We start from the raw sequence: 17,432 nt of genomic DNA, 5'->3' as shown, positions 1-17,432 counted from the left end.
GCATGGCCGACGCACTGCTGGAATTGAAGGGCGTATCGCGCGCCTATCGCTCGGCCGCCGGCGAGGTGGTGGTGCTGAAGGAGGTCTCATTGCGCATCGATGCCGGCGAGTTCATCGCCATCATCGGCCCCTCGGGTTCGGGCAAGTCCACGCTGATGAACATCCTGGGCTGCCTGGATCGGCCGAGTGAAGGCAGCTACCGCGTGGAGGGGGCTGCGACCGAGCAGATGTCGCCTGACCAGCTGGCGCACCTGCGCCGCGAGCACTTCGGCTTCATCTTCCAGCGCTACAACCTGATGGAGAACCTCAGTGCCACCGAGAACGTGGCCTTGCCCGCCGTCTATGCCGGGGTGGAGGCCGATGCGCGCACCACGCGTGCCCGCCTGCTGCTGGAAACGCTCGGCCTGGGCGAGCGGACCGCGAACCGGCCCAGCCAGTTGTCCGGCGGCCAGCAGCAGCGCGTCTCCATCGCACGCTCGCTGATGAACGGCGGCGCGATCGTGCTGGCCGATGAGCCGACCGGCGCGCTGGATCATGCCAGTGGCAGGCAGGTGATGGCCGAGCTCAAGCGCCTGCATGCGCAGGGCCATACCGTGATCCTGGTCACCCACGATGCGGCGATTGCTGCCCACGCGTCACGGGTGATCGAGATCGCCGATGGGCGTGTGGTGGCGGATCGCCAGGAGCGCGGCCCTTCGGTGCGGCAGGGTGCGGACGCACCGGCGCGCACATCCACGGCGGCTACCGAGCGGCGCGCCCGCATCGATGCCGTGCGCGAGGCGACGCGCATGGCGGTGCGTTCGATGCTGGCCCATCGCCTGCGCACCCTGCTGACCATGCTCGGCATCATCATCGGCGTGGCCGCGGTGGTGACCGTGGTTGCGCTGGGCAAAGGCGCGCAGGCGCAGGTCGAGGCGCAGATAAACGCGCTGGGCGCCAGCACGCTGGAGATCTTCCCGGGCGCCGATTTCGGTGACCCGCGCTCGGCGGAGATCGAAACGCTGGTGGTAGGCGATGCCGATCACCTGGCCGCCCTGAGTTACGTGGACAGTGTCAGCCCCAACCTCAGCGGTTCGGTAGCAGCACTGCAGGGCGGCCGACGAGCCAATACGCAGGTGCTGGGCGCCGGTGCCGATCTGCCGCGCGTGCGCGGGCTGCGCCTGAAGGCCGGCCGGTTCTTCACCGATGCCGAGGTGGAGGCGCATCGGGCAGTGGGCGTGGTCGACCAGAAGGCAGCGAAGGCACTGTTCACTGGCAACCCCGTCGGCAGCACGGTGCTGCTGGGCGGCATGCCGGTCGAGGTGATCGGCGTGGTGGGTGCCAATGCATTCGCCGGTGGGGCCACGCCAACCGTGTACGTTCCCTATACGTCGGCTGCCTCCCGGCTGCTGGGCAGCCAGCGCCTGGAGAGCATCACCGTGCGCGTACGCGACAACGTACCCACCAATGCCGCCGAGGCCTCGCTGGGCGCCGAGCTGGAGCGCCTGCATGGTCGTCGCGATTTCTTCATCTACAACTCGGACCAGATCCGCAAGGCGGTGATGAAATCCAGCCAGACCATGGCGGCGCTGGTTTCGGCGATCGCGGCGGTGGCGCTGGTGGTTGGCGGCGTGGGCGTGATGAACATCATGCTGGTGTCGGTGAAGGAGCGCGTGCGCGAGATCGGCGTGCGGCTGGCGGTGGGGGCGAGGCAGGGCGACATCCTGCGCCAGTTCCTGATCGAGGCGGTGCTGATCTGCCTGTCCGGTGGCGTGCTGGGCGTACTGCTGGCCTTCGCCGTGGGTGCGCTGTCCAGCCTGCTGTCGCTGGGGGTGCCCTTCCTGTTCACGCCAGGGCCGGTGCTCGCCGCGCTGGCATGTTCGTCGGCGATCGGGCTCAGTTTCGGCTACTTCCCGGCACGCAATGCCGCACAGTTGGACCCGATCCAGGCATTGGCAGCGGAGTAGGGTCGCCCGCTGTGGCACCTGTTGAGCCGAGCCCACGCTCGGCTGCGCTCCGTTCGGCCGCGACGCACCCTGCGCTGCGCGCAGAAAGCCGAGCATGGGCTCGGCTCTACAGCGACTCAGCGCACCTTGCCCTTTATCGGCAGGCTGCCCGGCAGCTGCGAATAGCCGCTGTCACCCCAGTGCCGGGTGATGCGCTGGAAGAACAACGAGTTCGGCACGCGCAGCAGGCAACCGCGCGCGCCTTCGCCACGGTCACTCAGCGTGGTGTAGATCAGGTTGATGTCCACCACCTGGCCGCACAGGCCCGGCTTGTCCACGCTTTCCAGCACTTCGATCGTGTCGTTGATGCGGAACGGGCGCGTAGCCACGATCAGGAACGAACAGAACAGGTTGGACAACACGCTCCACGCGGCAAAGAACGCCACCGCACCGACCGCCATGAACCCGGTCAGCGCGGTCCACAGCACCGAGCGCGAAACGCCCAGCCGCTCCAGTATCAGCAGCGCGGCCGCCAGATACAGCAGCAATGCACCGCCGCGGCGCAGGCCCACATGAAGCTCTGGAGCCAGCTTGCCGCGCTGCCGGGCCTGCACGAGCAGCCACGCCAGTGCACGCACCATCAGCCAGGCCACCCCGAGAATGACCAGCACCTCGGCCACCGGTACCACCACCAGCAGCCAATCCGCGATCCAGGCAGGCAGTCCGGCCATGGGCGGTCACAGCGTTGCCGCGCCGCCGGAGATGGTCAGCAAGGCACCGGAGGTATAACTGGCGCTGTCCGAAGCCAGCATCACGTAGGCCGAGGCCAGTTCCGCGGGCTGCCCGGGGCGGCCGAACGGCGTCTGCGAGCCGAATTGCTCGACCTCTTCGGCGGCCATGCCTGCCGGAATGAACGGTGTCCAGATCGGGCCGGGCAGCACGGCGTTGACGCGTATCTGATGCTCGGCCAGCAGGCCCGCCAGCCCCAGCGTCAGGTTGGCGACGGCGCCCTTGGTCGCAGAGTACGGAAGGATGTTCGGGGTCGGTCGCTTGGAATTGACCGATGCGGTGTTGATGATCGCGCCGCCACCGCGCAGGTGTGGCACGCACAACCGCGTCAGATTGAACACGGCATGGACATTGGTATCGAACGTCCGCTTCCAGTCATCCAGGGTGATGTCGTCGAAGTGCTCGTAGTAGCGCTGGTAGGCCGCGTTGTTGACCAGGATGTCGAGACCGTCCAGCTCGCTGGCCACGCGGTCGACGAGCGAGCGCGCCTGCGCCGGGTCGCTGATGTCGCAGGGCACCAGCACGGCCTTGCGCCCGGCCTGTTCGATCTGCTGCTGCACATGGCGGGCGTCGTCCTGCTCGCCATCAAGAAAGGCGATGGCGACGTCGGCGCCCTCGCGCGCGAAAGCGATGGCCACCGCTGCGCCGATGCCGCTGTCACCGCCGGTGATCAGTGCCTTCTTGCCCTGCAGCAGGCCATGGCCGCGGTAGCTGTCCTCGCCGTGGTCCGGCCGCGGCTGCATCTGCGCGGTCTTGCCGGGGAAGGATTGCTGCTGCGCCGGGAAGGGCGGACGTGGGTAGTCGGGCAGGGCCATCGTCACTCTCCGAAAGGGAACCTGGCGGCAGTCTCGCTCGGCGCGGGTAAACGGCCGGAGGGCGCGGTGTCGTGGCAGCGTGGACGACTGCGCACGGTGCTTCACAACGGATGGGCGATCGTGGTCATGATGCTGTTGGCCGGCTGCCGTGAATCCAGCCGCGTGTGCTGCACGATGATCGGCTGGTCGGATTCGATGAGGGTGGCGAAGCCGGTGCCGCTTGGTACCGGCGCCGGATCCTGCAGGTCGTTGAAGCGCAGGTGGCAGGTGCGTCGTGCTGGCACGGTGATCCGGTAGGGACCGACAGGATCGCGGTCCTCGAAGTAGAGGGTCAGCGTGACATGCGCGTCCTCGTTGCCCGCATTGAGGACGCAGCAGGTTTCGTGACTCTGCATCTCCGGCGACGGGCCGTTGCTCCAGGCTGGAATGTAGCCTTCGGCGATAGCCCAGCGTCGATGCCCGATGCAGGAAGTGTTCGTTTCCATGACGCCGTTTTAGCTGGAGGGGTGTTGCCATCGTGTCCAGTCCCCGCACGGAATCCGTGATGACCATCGGCTACCACGCATCGCATGAGCAGTTCCCGCCCGCCACCTTGCTGGGCCTGGCGCTGCGCGCCGAACAGGCGGGATTCGAGGCTTTGATGTGCTCGGACCATTTCCACCCGTGGACGACCGCGCAAGGGCAGTCCGGCCACAGCTGGGTATGGGCCGGCGCGCTGGCGGTGCAGAGCGCATTGACCCTGGGCATGGTGACCTGCCCGATGCTGCGCCAGCACCCGGCATTGGTGGCACAGGCAGCGGCGACGCTGGAGCAGTTGGCGCCGGGCCGGATCTGGCTGGCGCTGGGTACCGGCGAGGCCCTGAACGAGCGCATCACCGGCCAGCCGTGGCCAGCCAAGCGCGAGCGGCAGAAGGCTTTACGCGATGCGGCCGAGGTGATGCGGCGGCTGTGGGGCGGCGAGCAGGTCGACCACGACGGTGGCTTCCGGGTGCGCCAGGCACGGCTCTACAGTCGCCCGGCGCTTCCCCTGCCGCTGCTGGGGGCGGCCGTCACCGAGGAAACCGCACGCTGGATGGGGGGCTGGGCCGATGGCCTGATCACCATCAGCCAGCCACTGGCGCAGTTGCGGCGTGTGGTGGCGGCGTTCGAGGACGGCGGCGGCAGGGGCAAGCCGATGTACCTGCAGGCCAAGCTCTCCTACGCGCGCGCCGAACAGGCGGCGCTGGAAGGCGCGATGGAGCAGTGGAGCGCCAACGTGCTGCCGCCGGAACTGGCCGAAGGCCTGGACCAGCCCGAACAGTTCGAAGCACAGGCCCGATCGGTCAGCGCCGAGGTGGTGCGCGAGCACGTGCATGTCTCGGCAGACCTGGGCCAGCATCGGGCCTGGCTGCAGGAGCTGCAGTCCCTGGGGTTCGATCGCATCTACCTGCACAACGTGAACCGCGAGCAGGAACGCTTCATCGACGACTTCGCCGAACACGTACTGCCTGCGCTGCGCACTCAGGCACCCTCGGCAGCCAGCCACGTATAGCCATGGCCCTGCAGGTAGCAGCGGCGACCCTGCAGTTTGGCGCCGTGGCCCACCAGCGTGTGCAGCGGGCCGTGCAGGGGTACGTCCACCTCAACCGGGTTGTCGCCGAAGTTGATCAGTGCCAGTGCCTGATGGGGTGCCTCACCGAAGCGGAGCATCAGCAGCGCGGGTGAGGGTGGGTCGAGCGTGTGTGGCCCCTGCTGCAGCACGGGATGGGCATTGCGTTGCTGCAGCAGCTCGCGCACCCGCAGCAGCAGTGAGCCCGGCGTCGCGCGTTGCGCCTCGACATTCACCGTGCGGTAACCGTAGGGGCCGTCCGCCGGTGGCGCGCGCCAGGCATGCCGCGGTTGGTCGGTGAACCCAGCCCCTGGGCCACCGTGCCAGTGCATCGGCATGCGCACAGCATTGCGTTCGGGCAGCTCCAGGCAATCACCGAGGCCGATCTCTTCGCCATAGCGCACCACAGGCACCTGGCCCAGCGACAGCAGCGCCGCCCACGCCATCGCCTGCCATGCGATGGCGCCGTCCAGCATCGGTGCCAGCCGACGGCGGATGCCACGGCCATAGATGCGCATGCCACGCTCAGGAGCGAAGCGTTCCATCACCGCTTCGCGCTCATCCGGCTCCAGCTGCTCCAGGTCCAGTTCATCATTGTTGCGCAGCCAGGCAATGCGTGTGTCCGGCGGCGCGTGCGGGCCGTATTCGGCCATGACCCGGGCCACTTCGCTGGCATCGCCGCGTGCCAGTGCCAGGAAGAAATGATTGTTGAGGTGGAAATCGAGCAGGTGCGAAAGCCGCCGCCCCTGGCACAGGAAGTCACCGTAGCGGGACGCGCGGACATCCGCTTCGCCGATCAACGGCAGCCCTGGCTGCTGTGCGTCTGCCGTGGCGCGCATCGCCTCCAGCAGCCACAGCCCGTCGTCGCGCGGGTCCGCGTGGCGGGCGCGCTCGACCATGTACGGGACCGCGTCGACGCGGAAGCCGGCCACGCCGCGCTGCAGCCAGAACGTCATTACCTGCAGCAGTTCCTCGCGTACCGGCGCATGGGCCAGGTCGAGGTCTGGCTCGTGCCGGTAGAACATGTGCCGGTTGAACGCGCCGGCCTCGGCATCCCATGTCCAGACAGAGGCCTCGATCGGCGGGAACATCGGCTGCAGGCCGTCGTCAGGCATGTGGTCGCTCCACAGGTACCAGCGGCGCCAGGCCGGGTCACCCTGCTGCGCGGCGACGAACCACGGGTGCGCGCTGGCGGTGTGCTGCATCACCAGTTCGACGATGATGCCGATGCCACGTGCGTTGGCGGCATCGACCAGGCGCTGGAACGCGGCCTGGTCGCCCAGGCGTGGATCGATACGGTAGTGATCGGTGACATCGTAGCCACCATCGCGGCCGGCGTTGCAGTAGAACGGCAGCAGCCAGACATGGCTGATGCCAAGCCACTGCAGGTAGTCCAGCTTTTCCGTGATGCCATCCAGCGTGCCCCAGCCGCGGCCGTCGCTGTCGCGGAACAGGTAGGGGTCGATCTGGTAGATGGCGCGCAGCGGACGCACCGCCATGGGCTTCTCCGGCATTGTTCACGGGTGACCAGCCTGCTGTCGCGTGTGGCAGCGGTTCGTGAAACGAATGGCACCGCATCATGACGTGGCATCCACGGCCCGTGCATGCCCGGGCGCGCACAGTGAATGCTCATTCCCGGCACCGAGGAGGCTTCCTGCATGGCGCGACGCAAGACGCTTCGTATTGCCACGTTCAACGTCAACGGCATCGGCACGCGCCTGCCACAGCTGCTGGACTGGCTGCACAGGGAATCGCCGGACGTGGTTGCCCTGCAGGAACTGAAGGCGACCGACGCCGCGTTTCCGGCTGCGTCATTGGAGGAGGCTGGGTACGGTGCGCTCTGGCAAGGTGAGGCGCGCTGGAACGGCGTGGCGTTGCTGGCTCGGGGGACCACGCCGGTCGAGAGCCGCCGCCGATTGCCCGGCGAGCCCAGCGACACGCAGAGCCGCTACCTGGAGGCGGCGGTGCACGGGGTCATCGTGGGTGCCCTCTACCTGCCCAACGGCAACCCGCAGCCAGGGCCCAGGTTCGACTACAAGCTGCGCTGGATGGAGCGCCTGATCCGGCACGCGCGCAGCCTGGTCGAACTGCCGCACCCGGCGTTGCTGCTGGGTGATTTCAACGTGATTCCTACCGAAGCCGACGTCTACGACCCCAAGGCCTGGCGCCGCGATGCGCTGTTCCAGCCCGAGATTCGCGATGCCTTCGAGCGGCTGCTCGCGCAGGGCTGGACCGATGCGCTGCGGAAGGTGCACGGCGACGCCACGATCTACACCTTCTGGGACTATTTCCGCCGACATGCCGAGCGCGACCGTGGGCTGCGCATCGATCATCTGTTGCTGAATCCCGTACTGGCGGAGCGACTGAAGGACGCTGGCGTCGACCGTTGGGTGCGTCTGCAGGAGAAGGCCAGCGACCACGCGCCGACGTGGGTGACGGTGCGGGCGGCGTGATCAACGCGCGGCAGGGCCTTCGCGCCGCTCGCGGCGCACGCGCGCGCGGGTCCGGTAGAGGCGGCTGTCGGCCTTCTGGATGGTGTCGGCCACGGGCTCACCGGCCGTGTTGATGGCTGCACCCATCGAGAAAGCGCTGGGCGACAGCGCAGCGTGGTCCTGGTACCAGTGCTCCAGTTCGCTCAACCGGCCATCCGCGGGCGCGACCAGTACCACCATGAATTCGTCGCCGCCCAGCCGCACCACCGTCTCCTCCTTGCCCAGCGGCGAGCGCAGGAAGGTGGCGAACTCGACCAGGACGGCGTCGCCGCGGCGGTGGCCCTGGGTGTCGTTGATGTGCTTGAAGTGGTCCAGATCGAACATCACGCAGGCCCAGCGCTCATCAATCAGTTCATCCAGCCGGTGCAGGTAACGCCGGTTGTAGCACTGCGTGAGCGGATCCTTGAAGGACATTTCGCGCAGCTGCTGCTCCTGCATCCTCAGCGCGGTGACGTCCTGTGCATGCCCCAGCACGTAGGGCGGGCTGGCCTCGCTGTCGAGCACGTTGTGGTACGCCCAGTAGTGGCGCGTACCGTCGGCGGCAATCAGCTCGATCACGCCAGCGTCGGTGTGGTTTGCCTGGATCCGAGCGAGGTAGGCCTTGAAGCCCTCGCGTTTTTCCGGTGGCATCAGGTCGCACAGGCTGCGCCCGACCATCTGGCTTTCCTCGAAGCCCAGCGACTGCACCGCCGCGGGATTCACCGAGGTCAATGTCCCGTCCAGCGTGTGGGTGCAGATCAGGCCCAGGCTGTAGTGGAACAGCCGCCGGTAGCGGGTCTCGCTCGCTTCCAGCGCGTCGAGCGCGGCTCGCTCGTCCGTGATGTCCTGGATCGCCCCGACCAGGCGCGGATGGCCGTCGACCTGTTGCCGGCTGCCAACCACCCGGGTCCAGATCGCGCGCCCGTCGGCGGTGGTCATTGGCAGCTGCACCTCCCAGGACGTGCCTTCGTCGATGCAACGCTGCACGGCCGCGCGGATGATGTTGCGGCTGTCTTCGCGGTAGAACGACAGCGCGGTGTCGAGCGTCGGTTCAAAGTTGCTGCGCACGCCGTGCAGCTGCTTGGTCTCGCGGGTCCAGCGCACTTCGTTGGTGACCAGGTCCATCTCCCAGCCGCCCACCCGGGCGGCGCGGTTGGTCCGCTCCAGGAAGTCTTCGCTGCGTTTCAGCTCGCGATGCAGCGCTTTCGCCTGGCCAACCTGCGCCATCAGGGTACTGCGCTGTTCCAGCACCTGGGTGGTGACCCGCGCCAGATGCACCATCAGTTCGCGCTGGGAGGGGGACAGCACGCCGGGCATCGGGTCGAGCAGGCACAGCGTGCCAATGCGTGCACCATGGGCCGAGCCCAGCGGGATGCCGGCGTAATGCCGGATGCGCGGCCCGGCAGTCACCAGGGGATTGGTCGAGAAGCGAGGGTCCTGGCGCGCGTCGGGTATCTCGAACAGCTCGTCGTGGCGGATCGCATGCGTGCAGAAGGAGATCTCGCGGGCCGTTTCGGTGACGCCCTCCAGCCCGATATTGGCCTTGAACCACTGCCGGTCTTCGGCCACCACGGTGATCAGCCCCATGGTCATGCCGGTCGCGGCGCGGGCGGCGGCGACGATGGCATCGAACACCGGCTCAGGGGGCGTATCCAGCAGGTGCAGTCGTTCGATTTCGAGCAGACGTTCGGCTTCGTCCATGGCGCTTTTCAGGGCTGGGTGGCGAGGGCGGTTGCGGCGGCTGGCTGGCGCTACGCTAGTGCGCACGGCGTTATGTATCGCCATGGCGGAGTGATGCCGATGTGAGGTGGCCGCGCCCGCTCAGTGTTGCTGGAGCGATGCCTGCAGGGCGGTGGCCAGTGCGGCATCGCCGGATACCAGGTCCTGCCAGCGTAGCGTGATGCCCTTGCGTCGCCCCTTTTCGACCAGCTTGAGGCCTTCGGGGTCCACGGTGAGGGTATGGGGCCGGCCATCGATGTCCAGTTCGCGTCGCAGAGGTTTGTCGAGCGGGGTCATCATCGTTTCCTCGCAGGGGCGGGAGTACGCCGTGGCTGAATCGATACGTGACGATTGTCACGGATGTGCCAGCGCCAAGGGAAATCGACCGCGCGGGTGATGCCGATGCGTGGACCAATTGCCGGGTCGGACGGAGGCGGGGTCCCATCGCTTGCGATCACGATGCCATGGCTGCCAGTCACCAGGTCGGCGCCGTCGAAACTGCGGTCCAGCCCGAATGCCTGCGAGAGCTTGCCGGGGCCGCTGGCCAGATCGTGATCCCGGCGCGCGGCGGGGCGCAGCTCGTGCATGCGCTCAAGGCCCGCCAGCGGCTCGATGGCCCGCAGCAGCACCGCCACGCCTTCACCGACCTCTCCGCAGACCACGTTGCTGCCCCAGTGCATGCCGTAGGTGAAATAGACATACAGGTGGCCTGCCTCACCGAACATGCTGGCCGTGCGCGGCGTCTGCCCGCGATAGGAGTGCGCCGCCGGATCGACGCTGCCCGCGTACGCTTCGACTTCAACGATGCGACCCGTTCGGCCATCGTCACGGACCAGAAGTTTGTTGAGCAGCTCGGGCGCAACCTCGACGGGCGGGCGCCGGTAGAAGCTGCGCGGGAGGATCTGGAGAGAGGCGGGCAACCAATCCGGCACGGTAGAGGCAGGCTCGGGCAGATGTTGGTGGCACTGTGGCATTGGACTGGTGAAACGGGCGCAGACGCAGCGTCATTCCGGCGCGGACGGTGCCGCCAGCGTGGCGCGCCGGGCGGCGTAGACCTCGGGCGTCTGCGGCTTGATGAACAGTGCCACCAGCTCCGGATACTCGCGCTTTACCGCCGTTTCGATGCGGGTGATGCAGGCTTCAATCTGTGGGGTCTGCCGATCGTCCTCGAACTCGGCGCTGAGCATGGCCACGACCTGTTCCGGTCCCATCTGCATGGTGGTCACGCCGTTCGCGCGACGCAGGTCCGGATCGGTTTCGGCCACCGCCATGATCCGCTCGGCCACCGCAGGGTGGGCAGGCTCTCCAACCAGCAGGCCCTTGGTTTCACGGGCCAGGAGGAAGGCGGTTGCGGCCAGCACGCCGGCGATGCACAGCGACGCCACGCCATCAAGCACCGGCATATCCAGCACCTGCGCGGCCACCAGGCCGACCAACGCGAAGCCCAGCCCGAGCAACGCAGCGCTGTCTTCCAGCAGTACGGTGAAGGTGGAAGGATCCTTGCTGCGGCGGAAGGCTTCGAAGTAGCCAAGTTTGCCTTTGGTACGCCGGAACTCGCGCAGCGCCACCCACCAGGAGGCCCCCTCGAACAGGATGGAAATGCCCAGCACGCTGTAGCTCAACGCGTGGTTGGTAGCCGGCTCCGGCCGGCGGATGTGCTGGATGCCCTCGTACGCCGAGACGCCGGCGCCAGCGGCGAACACCAGCAGGGCGACGATGAAGCTCCAGAAGTACAGCTCGCGGCCATAGCCGAATGGATGTACCGGGTCTGGCGCCTTGCCGGCACGGCGCAGCCCGTACAACAGCAGGAGTTCATTCAATGTGTCGACCAGCGAATGCACGCCCTCGCTGAGCATGGCCGAGCTGCCGGAGATGCCGGCAGCGATGAACTTTGCGATGGCAATGGCCAGGTTGCCCGCGAGGGCGGCATAGATGACCAGACGGGAACCGGTGGGAGCGGACATTTCGGCGGCGGGGCGGGGCGGACGCCTGATCTTCCCGATCAGCGCGTGCCCATTGCGTGCACGGCGCGATCAGTGCCCCTTGGGATTGAGGTACAAACGCGCCCCATCCGATTCACGGTAGCCCGTCCAGCGCCCACCGCCTGACGCGCGGAAGCGCCCGAACACGGTGTTGCTGGTGTCGGTGAGCAGCAGCTGGTTGCCCGACAGTACCCAACGGTTGGCCGAGAAGAAGCCATCCGGGCAGCCGGCGGGCACGTAGGCACTGTAGCCGCCGAACCACTCGATGTTCTTCAGCTCGATGGAGCAGGTGTTGCCGTTCTCCTGGCCCAGCGTCCAGCTGCCGAACAGATCGCTGTCGCGCACATCGCGGCCGCCACGGTGGCGGTCGCGGCCCCAGTCGTCGTTGTCGTCGTGGAAACCGAAGCCCACGTCGATCTCTTTGCTTTCGCTGCGTGACCCGGACTGCGAGCTGCCGCTGGTGGTGGTCTGGGTGGTCACCGCGCCACTGCTCTGGGTCCGGGTGCTGCTGGATTGCGTGGTCTGGTCGGTGTGGGTGGTCTGTTCGCCGAAGCCGAACGAGGCGTCCTGGGCCAGGGCGGGCAGGGCCAGGCAGCACAACGCGGACAGGCAGGTACGGGCGAGCACGGCAGCCATTGCAGCATCCTCGGAGGGGCGGACCGCGCGAGTATCGAACCGGTGGGGCGGGAGACGGTGTGAGGGTGTGCGCTGGGGCAGCCCAGCGAAGGGTAGTGCCGGCCGCTGGCCGGCTCCCTCTTGGCGCCCAGGAACCGAAGGAATGCCGGCCAGCGGCCGGCACTACCCGCAGCCAGGCAGGGCCTGGCGCTACGGGTCGGGCTTTACCCGCACCACCCGTTTCCGGTACTCATACACATTGTCACCGCGGATACGCTTTTCCTCGGTACCGGTAACCCGGCCTACCTGCTGGTCCGAGCCGGTGACCGGCTTGGCCTCGATGGCGGTCTCGTGCTCGAAGGAGTGCGATTTGTCGGTGTTGCGGTAATAGCGGTACAGCGCCCAGTACAGCGCGGTTGCGCCGGCCGGACCTGCCGCCAACAGCCAGAGGCCACTGTCGTCGCTCATGTCGATGCCACCAGGAAGGCAATTGCGAGGGCTTCAATGACGGTGCCGGTGGCCAGTGCCGCCAGCAGCATCTTCCATTGCTGCACGGGCACGCTGCCCATGGTTTCGCCGGTACGGCCGTTCACCGCGATGTAGTGCAGCATGCCGCCGTTCTTGCCGGGCTGGTGGTAGGAGTACAACCACACCGGCAGGTACATCGACACCCAGCGGGTGCCATGCACCTCCAGCTGCTCCTGTTCCCAGCGCACGCCACGGTTGTAGCGCTTCACCGAACCTTCCACCTGTGCGCGGGCGATCGACAGCAGCTGGTCTTCCAGCCGCGGCCGCAGCTTTTCCACATCCAGGTTGCGCTTTTCGGAGGTGAAGCCGGCCAGGTACGAGGCGTTCCATTTCACCGCGTTCTTGGTATCGAACGGCAGGATGGTGTTGATGATGTTGTTCGTATTGGCGCGGGTATCGAGATTCCCGCGCTCGGCCGAGGATTCCAGTGGCAGGTCATCGACCGTGAAGTCGACCTGGCGCTCGACCTGGTAGACGTCTGCATCGTACAGGGTGCGCTTGTTCTTCTCGCTGCCCACGGTGTACTGCCGGGTCTGGATCTCACCCTTGCCGGCCACGGCCGCGCTGACATTGCTGTCGACGATCATGTAGGGCAGGAACACGCCCACCACGTTTTCCGGGGTGAACTGGTCCTTGAATGCCTTCAGCGCGAACATGCGGCGCTTGTCGACGAACTGGCGGATGCGCGCGACCGCATCGTCCTTCCTGATATGGAAGGGCAGCACTGCATCGGGCACCGCGCCATTGGCGATCTGCTCGTTGACGCCGAACACATGGCGGCACCAGTGGCAGCGCGCCGTCATCGTACTCTCGGTATTGACCGTGACTTCAGCGCCGCACCCGGTGCATTTGAACGTCATCAGTGCCGAGGTGTCGGCGTCGATGTCACGTGCGCCAGAGGCAATGACCGTACCGCGCAGCTGGTCGATGGCCTCGCCCAGGCCGAACTCTTCCTCGACGCGTGCGCCATGCCATTCGTGACGGCAGTACAGGCAGACCAGGATGTCGGTGCCGGCCTTGGGCCGGATGTCGGTGGCACCGCACTTCGGGCAGCGGTTGAGGCCGTCCTTCAGCTCGCTGGCCGACGTATCGATGGCCACCGGGTCGGGCGCTTCCACTTCATCACGGATGGCCTGCGGCAGTTTCGAGGTGTCCAGCGGGAAGCTGCCGGGCAGGGGAGGGACGTCCTGCGGCGAACCGGGCCCATCCAACGACGCCGCCGGCAAGGGCGGCGGCATCGCGGGCGCGGATCCGGGCAGCGGCGGCGGGCCGTTTCGGGGATCGGACATGTTCGTTGTGCGTCCTGCTGTTACAGGCCCAGTGCCTTGGCCTTCAGGGCGTCATAGTCGCCCTGGGTGATCAGGCCCAGATCCAGCATTTCCTTGGCCTTCTTCAGCTTGGCCACCGGGTCGTCGGCAGCCGGGGCGACCGGCTGCTGCATGCCGCCGACACCGAACATGCCCGAGGCCATGCCGACACCGACCAGGCCAGCCGCTCCGCCGTTCTCGCCGGCCGACTGGATGCCCTGGGCGACGCTGGCCTGCAGGTTGGAATTGCCGCGCGAACCCGACAGGGCATCGGCGCGCTGCACGGTCTTCAGCAGTTCGCGGGTGTTGGCGTCGTACTCGATCGAGACGATGGCGGTCTTGACGATGGCCAGGCCGCGGTCGGACTTCCACTGGTAGCCCTGCTCGACGGCGGCAGACAGGCTCTGTGCAAAGCCCAGCGAATCCTGCTGCAGCTTGGTGATGCGGTTGCCCTTGCCCGGGTCGTTCGTGTACAGGCTGAAGGCCGGGGCCAGCGAACCGACCACTTCATTGAACAGCTGGCTGGCGGCGGCGTTGTCCAGGTCGGTGAAGTCGAACACCTGACCCGGCTGCAGGTAGCTGGCCGGCACGAAGTTCTTCACGAACAGGATCGGGTCGACGATCTTCAGCGTGTACGAGCCACGCGTGACCGCACCCACCTGGGTGTTGAGGAAGCCGTCGTCCCAGTAGATTTCCGACTGGGTACCGAAGCGGTTGTCCGGCAGCTCCTTCAGCGACACGAAATACGCCGCCTGCTGCGAACCCGGCTGGCCGCCGAACTTGAAGCGCTCCCAGCTCTGCTTGATGAACGTGCTGACCAGGCCGTCGCCGGCGAAGATCGACTGCGAGTTCAGATCGTCCGAACGCCACTCGTAGCCACCCGGTTCGGCGACGAACGCGGTGATCGCGCCGTCCTGGAACAGCAGCAGGCCGTAGCCCTCCGGCACGATGATCTTCGAGCCGTTGGTGATGATGTTGGACGAGCCGCTGGTATTGGAGCCGCGGCCGGCATTGGTGCCGCGCGGTACCGCCGCGAACAGGGCCGCCGTCGAGGGCAGGCCCGTGGGCACGGTGTAGAAGTCCTTCCACTGGTCGGCCAGTACACCACCCACCGCACCCTTCACCGCCTGTACCAGACCCATGTCCAACTCCCTGTGATTCGAGGGCAGGCACCATGCCTGCCGAGCTGGACTGACTATAGAGGAGCGGGATGGGCCGCCGCCACCGCCGCGCGCGCCTGCCATTCATCATGGCGCGACGGCGGCGGCAGGCGATCAGGCCATGCCGCGCGCGATCAGGGCATAGCCGATCATCAGTGCCAGGCACAGTGGCAGGGTGAGGAAGGAGGCGATCATCCAGCGCAGCGCCTTGCGCGAAGCCTCGGTGGCCGCGCCGATCTGGCCGCTGGCGACCAGTGACGTGCTGCGGTTGGCGTAGACGGTGGCGACGATGCCGAACGGCCAGAAGCCGGCGATGATGCTCAGGATGGCCCACATCAGGTAGTTCCTGGGGGGCACGGGTGGCGGGGTGCGGTCCATGCGGTCGATCTCCTTGATCGTGCTGCGGTCGGGAGCGCGAGTATGCCGACAGGCCAGGTGCAGCGGAAGGAATGCCACCCGTGCGTGGTGCGCAATCTTCTGCTGGTCGATGGGTCATTGATCGGGGGCGGCGGCGCGGCAGGCAGGCGCGGTGGCCTGCGGGCCTGGGCGAGCAGGCGGTGCAGCCGTCACGGCGGCGCAATACGTGCCCGTCCCTGGTTCGCTCAGATGCGTTGATCATCAGCGTGGATGGAATCCCGGCGCCTTGCCTTCACCTGCTTTGCGGTGCGCGGTGCACGGAAACGCGGGCGACAAATATCCGGCGCGGATATTCACGTCATTATCATGCTTATTTTCTGGAAACTCGTTTCCCATAATCCAGGGACGCGATGGCCGGAACACAGGGAGCGCCGCGTCACAGGCAGTGCCGCCCTGTGGCGCACGACCCCGGCCTGGACGACGTCCGCCTTGCCGACCTCCAGCAGCGATGGCAGTTCCCGGCACTGCGGGAGCGGACAGCGTGCACGGCACCAGCGGTGCGACCAGCGGGCACGGCATGCGGCGTGGACGTCGCAGCATCCCGCGATGATGCCGGAGGGCCTGCATCGCGAGATCGCCCGTTGCAGATGCATCGGGTCGCCATTCCAAAGGGGAGTTTCGATGCACAGGCAAGTCAGTGAGATGCTGCAGCGCGCTTATCGGCCCTATCCGTCATTGCCCGAGCTGCTGGGCGCGTTCGTGAAGGAGCTGTCCCAGCACAAGGTGATGCGGGGTGGCCAAGTGCGGTTGCGTGGTGCGGTGGCAGGGGCGGCTGCGGGGTTGCCAGCTGCGTCCGGGGAAGAGGTTTCCTTGCAGCGGGTTCCCATCCGCTATGGCGGCGAGGTGTTGGGTGAGCTGCACCTGGAAGGCGAGAAGGGCCGGCTGGATGGCAGTGCCCTGGCGCTGGGGGAGCAGTTTGCCCAGCGTTGCGCGCATCTGATCAAGCGCTACGAAGCCAAGGCCTGGGCCGAACAGGCATTGAGCCGGCCGCTGTTGCTGGTCGGCGCCGGCGAGGCGCTGAAGCAGATGGATGAATTCGTGGAGCGCGCGGCGGCCAGCCCGTTGCCGGTCCTGCTGCGCGGCGAGTTTGGTACCGAGAAGATGGAGCTGGCCGCCGCCCTGCACAGTGGCGGCCCTTCCCGGCAGGGCCCGTTTGTCGAAGTGAACTGTGTTCACCCGCTGGGCGAAGCCAGCGACTGGTTCGCGCGCGCACAGGGCGGGACGCTGTACTTCCACGAAGTCGACGAACTGCCGGTGCCGCTGCAGGGGCAGCTGTCACATCGCATGCGTGGGCTGCCTGCCGCTCAAGCTGACGCGCTGGCGGCCGGCCCGATACGGGTGATCGCGTCGACCAGCGCGGACCTGGAACAACGGGTGAGAGAGAAGCAGTTCTCGCGCGCCCTGCTGGCTGGGCTGGAGTTCCTGACCGTGGATATTCCACCGCTGCGCGAACGGGTGGAGGACATCGGCGCGCTGGCGGCGCGTTCGCTGGAGCTGCATGGATTCAATCCCCGCGTGCTGGGCGACGATGTGCTGGAAGCCCTGTGCGCGCACGACTGGCCCGGCAATCTGCTGGAAATGGAGCGGGTGGTGGTCCGGCTGGCGGTGATGACCGGTGGCCGATGCATCCGTCGTGAGGATCTTGCACGCCACGCGCCGGATCTGGCTGCAGGCCACGTTGCCAGCGATGCCGGGCGCGCCCCGCAACGGCTGCCCGCGGTTGAGCAGACCGTCGGTCCTGCGCCCGCGCAGCCGGATACGCCGCGGGCAGCGCATGAAGGCCTGCACGACGGTCTGAAACGCGCCCTGGCCTACCTGAAGGACCATGCCGCAGAGCCGCTCACGTTGGGCGACCTTGCCCGTCAGGCCCATGTGAGCCAGTCACACCTGGGATTCCTGTTCCGCAGCGAGCTGGGCACGACGTTCAAGCTGCTGCTGCAGCAACTGCGCATCGAGCACGCCAAGCAGCTGCTGCGGGATGGGCAGCGCCTGCGCATTACCGATGTCGCACTGCAGGTCGGCTTCGGTGACCTGAGCCACTTCGAAAAGAGCTTCCGGCGCGCGGTAGGGGTCAGCCCGCGCAGCTACCGGCGAAGCCCGCACCAGTAAAAGCAAC

General features: G+C 67.2%; 17 protein-coding genes. 4 read left to right on the top strand and 13 right to left on the bottom strand.

Going from position 1 to position 17,432, the window contains the following annotated elements; all coding sequences use genetic code 11:
- The first annotated feature begins 2 nt into the window (after window positions 1–2).
- Window positions 3–1,946, top strand: a complete 1,944-nt coding sequence (locus AC5P7I_RS14700; protein WP_262087708.1) for a MacB family efflux pump subunit — start codon at window positions 3–5, stop codon at window positions 1,944–1,946.
- Between the two features lie 116 nt (window positions 1,947–2,062).
- Here AC5P7I_RS14700 and AC5P7I_RS14695 read toward each other — a convergent pair whose 3' ends face one another.
- The 3 genes from AC5P7I_RS14695 to AC5P7I_RS14685 form a co-directional block, all read right to left on the bottom strand.
- Window positions 2,063–2,656, bottom strand: coding sequence for a mechanosensitive ion channel family protein (locus AC5P7I_RS14695; protein WP_262087707.1), 594 nt, complete (start codon window positions 2,654–2,656; stop codon window positions 2,063–2,065).
- Window positions 2,657–2,662: 6 nt separating this feature from the next.
- Entirely contained in the window at window positions 2,663–3,529 is an 867-nt protein-coding gene (locus AC5P7I_RS14690; RefSeq protein WP_012480369.1) for a glucose 1-dehydrogenase, read from the bottom strand.
- Between the two features lie 101 nt (window positions 3,530–3,630).
- Window positions 3,631–4,014 (bottom strand): sensory rhodopsin transducer, encoded by a 384-nt coding sequence (locus AC5P7I_RS14685; RefSeq protein ID WP_032962701.1) that lies wholly within the window; start codon window positions 4,012–4,014, stop codon window positions 3,631–3,633.
- 59 nt (window positions 4,015–4,073) lie between these two features.
- Here AC5P7I_RS14685 and AC5P7I_RS14680 point away from each other — a divergent pair, with 59 nt between their 5' ends.
- Window positions 4,074–5,060, top strand: a complete 987-nt coding sequence (locus AC5P7I_RS14680) for a TIGR03885 family FMN-dependent LLM class oxidoreductase (RefSeq protein ID WP_049406852.1) — start codon at window positions 4,074–4,076, stop codon at window positions 5,058–5,060.
- Here AC5P7I_RS14680 and AC5P7I_RS14675 read toward each other — a convergent pair.
- Window positions 5,030–6,616, bottom strand: coding sequence for an alpha-amylase family glycosyl hydrolase (locus AC5P7I_RS14675; RefSeq protein WP_262087706.1), 1,587 nt, complete (start codon window positions 6,614–6,616; stop codon window positions 5,030–5,032). The genes AC5P7I_RS14680 and AC5P7I_RS14675 overlap by 31 nt on opposite strands.
- 159 nt (window positions 6,617–6,775) lie before the next feature.
- Here AC5P7I_RS14675 and xth point away from each other — a divergent pair, with 159 nt between their 5' ends.
- A complete protein-coding gene (gene xth / locus AC5P7I_RS14670; RefSeq protein WP_169412691.1) occupies window positions 6,776–7,570 on the top strand; it encodes an exodeoxyribonuclease III in 795 nt (264 codons plus the stop codon).
- On the opposite strand, the gene AC5P7I_RS14665 is transcribed toward xth, so the two are convergent.
- From AC5P7I_RS14665 to AC5P7I_RS14625, 9 genes are all read right to left on the bottom strand, one after another.
- A complete protein-coding gene (locus AC5P7I_RS14665; protein ID WP_262087705.1) occupies window positions 7,571–9,289 on the bottom strand; it encodes a sensor domain-containing diguanylate cyclase in 1,719 nt (572 codons plus the stop codon).
- Between the two features lie 120 nt (window positions 9,290–9,409).
- Entirely contained in the window at window positions 9,410–9,604 is a 195-nt protein-coding gene (locus AC5P7I_RS14660; RefSeq protein WP_014647268.1) for a hypothetical protein, read from the bottom strand.
- Window positions 9,604–10,239, bottom strand: a complete 636-nt coding sequence (locus AC5P7I_RS14655; protein ID WP_134808908.1) for a DNA-3-methyladenine glycosylase — start codon at window positions 10,237–10,239, stop codon at window positions 9,604–9,606. Before AC5P7I_RS14655 ends, AC5P7I_RS14660 begins: the two co-directional genes overlap by 1 nt.
- A gap of 72 nt (window positions 10,240–10,311) precedes the next feature.
- Window positions 10,312–11,271, bottom strand: a complete 960-nt coding sequence (locus tag AC5P7I_RS14650) for a cation diffusion facilitator family transporter (protein ID WP_227863733.1) — start codon at window positions 11,269–11,271, stop codon at window positions 10,312–10,314.
- Between the two features lie 69 nt (window positions 11,272–11,340).
- Window positions 11,341–11,925: an AprI/Inh family metalloprotease inhibitor gene (locus tag AC5P7I_RS14645; protein ID WP_134808907.1), complete on the bottom strand. Its 585-nt coding sequence runs from the start codon at window positions 11,923–11,925 to the stop codon at window positions 11,341–11,343.
- Between the two features lie 189 nt (window positions 11,926–12,114).
- Window positions 12,115–12,372, bottom strand: a complete 258-nt coding sequence (locus AC5P7I_RS14640) for a hypothetical protein (RefSeq protein WP_014647264.1) — start codon at window positions 12,370–12,372, stop codon at window positions 12,115–12,117.
- Window positions 12,369–13,721 (bottom strand): TFIIB-type zinc ribbon-containing protein, encoded by a 1,353-nt coding sequence (locus AC5P7I_RS14635; protein WP_164165653.1) that lies wholly within the window; start codon window positions 13,719–13,721, stop codon window positions 12,369–12,371. Before AC5P7I_RS14635 ends, AC5P7I_RS14640 begins: the two co-directional genes overlap by 4 nt.
- Window positions 13,722–13,741: 20 nt before the next feature.
- Window positions 13,742–14,881 carry an SPFH domain-containing protein gene (locus AC5P7I_RS14630; protein WP_014647262.1) on the bottom strand — a complete coding sequence of 380 codons (1,140 nt, stop codon included), beginning with the start codon at window positions 14,879–14,881 and terminating at the stop codon, window positions 13,742–13,744.
- Between the two features lie 132 nt (window positions 14,882–15,013).
- Window positions 15,014–15,277 (bottom strand): CD225/dispanin family protein, encoded by a 264-nt coding sequence (locus tag AC5P7I_RS14625; RefSeq protein WP_041863485.1) that lies wholly within the window; start codon window positions 15,275–15,277, stop codon window positions 15,014–15,016.
- A 660-nt stretch (window positions 15,278–15,937) separates the two neighbouring features.
- Between AC5P7I_RS14625 and AC5P7I_RS14620 the strand changes: the two genes are divergently transcribed.
- Entirely contained in the window at window positions 15,938–17,425 is a 1,488-nt protein-coding gene (locus tag AC5P7I_RS14620) for an AraC family transcriptional regulator (RefSeq protein ID WP_014647260.1), read from the top strand.
- Window positions 17,426–17,432 lie beyond the last annotated feature (7 nt).

It is taken from the genome of Stenotrophomonas sp. YJH_SMC_138 (assembly GCF_059369855.1).
Note: the sequence above shows the minus strand (reverse complement) of the source record. Positions and strands in the feature narration are given on the sequence as shown.

Excerpts from the sequence above, each read along its gene's own strand:
- AC5P7I_RS14685 (WP_032962701.1), bottom strand. The coding sequence starts at position 4,014 with ATGGAAACGAACACTTCCTGCATCGGGCATCGACGCTGGGCTATCGCC.
- AC5P7I_RS14645 (WP_134808907.1), bottom strand. The coding sequence starts at position 11,925 with ATGGCTGCCGTGCTCGCCCGTACCTGCCTGTCCGCGTTGTGCTGCCTG.
- AC5P7I_RS14635 (WP_164165653.1), bottom strand. The coding sequence starts at position 13,721 with ATGTCCGATCCCCGAAACGGCCCGCCGCCGCTGCCCGGATCCGCGCCC.
- AC5P7I_RS14640 (WP_014647264.1), bottom strand. The coding sequence starts at position 12,372 with ATGAGCGACGACAGTGGCCTCTGGCTGTTGGCGGCAGGTCCGGCCGGC.
- xth (WP_169412691.1), top strand. The coding sequence starts at position 6,776 with ATGGCGCGACGCAAGACGCTTCGTATTGCCACGTTCAACGTCAACGGC.
- AC5P7I_RS14660 (WP_014647268.1), bottom strand. The coding sequence starts at position 9,604 with ATGACCCCGCTCGACAAACCTCTGCGACGCGAACTGGACATCGATGGC.
- AC5P7I_RS14665 (WP_262087705.1), bottom strand. The coding sequence starts at position 9,289 with ATGGACGAAGCCGAACGTCTGCTCGAAATCGAACGACTGCACCTGCTG.
- AC5P7I_RS14620 (WP_014647260.1), top strand. The coding sequence starts at position 15,938 with ATGCACAGGCAAGTCAGTGAGATGCTGCAGCGCGCTTATCGGCCCTAT.
- AC5P7I_RS14650 (WP_227863733.1), bottom strand. The coding sequence starts at position 11,271 with ATGTCCGCTCCCACCGGTTCCCGTCTGGTCATCTATGCCGCCCTCGCG.
- AC5P7I_RS14675 (WP_262087706.1), bottom strand. The coding sequence starts at position 6,616 with ATGGCGGTGCGTCCGCTGCGCGCCATCTACCAGATCGACCCCTACCTG.
- AC5P7I_RS14630 (WP_014647262.1), bottom strand. The coding sequence starts at position 14,881 with ATGGGTCTGGTACAGGCGGTGAAGGGTGCGGTGGGTGGTGTACTGGCC.
- AC5P7I_RS14680 (WP_049406852.1), top strand. The coding sequence starts at position 4,074 with ATGACCATCGGCTACCACGCATCGCATGAGCAGTTCCCGCCCGCCACC.
- AC5P7I_RS14625 (WP_041863485.1), bottom strand. The coding sequence starts at position 15,277 with ATGGACCGCACCCCGCCACCCGTGCCCCCCAGGAACTACCTGATGTGG.
- AC5P7I_RS14690 (WP_012480369.1), bottom strand. The coding sequence starts at position 3,529 with ATGGCCCTGCCCGACTACCCACGTCCGCCCTTCCCGGCGCAGCAGCAA.
- AC5P7I_RS14695 (WP_262087707.1), bottom strand. The coding sequence starts at position 2,656 with ATGGCCGGACTGCCTGCCTGGATCGCGGATTGGCTGCTGGTGGTGGTA.
- AC5P7I_RS14700 (WP_262087708.1), top strand. The coding sequence starts at position 3 with ATGGCCGACGCACTGCTGGAATTGAAGGGCGTATCGCGCGCCTATCGC.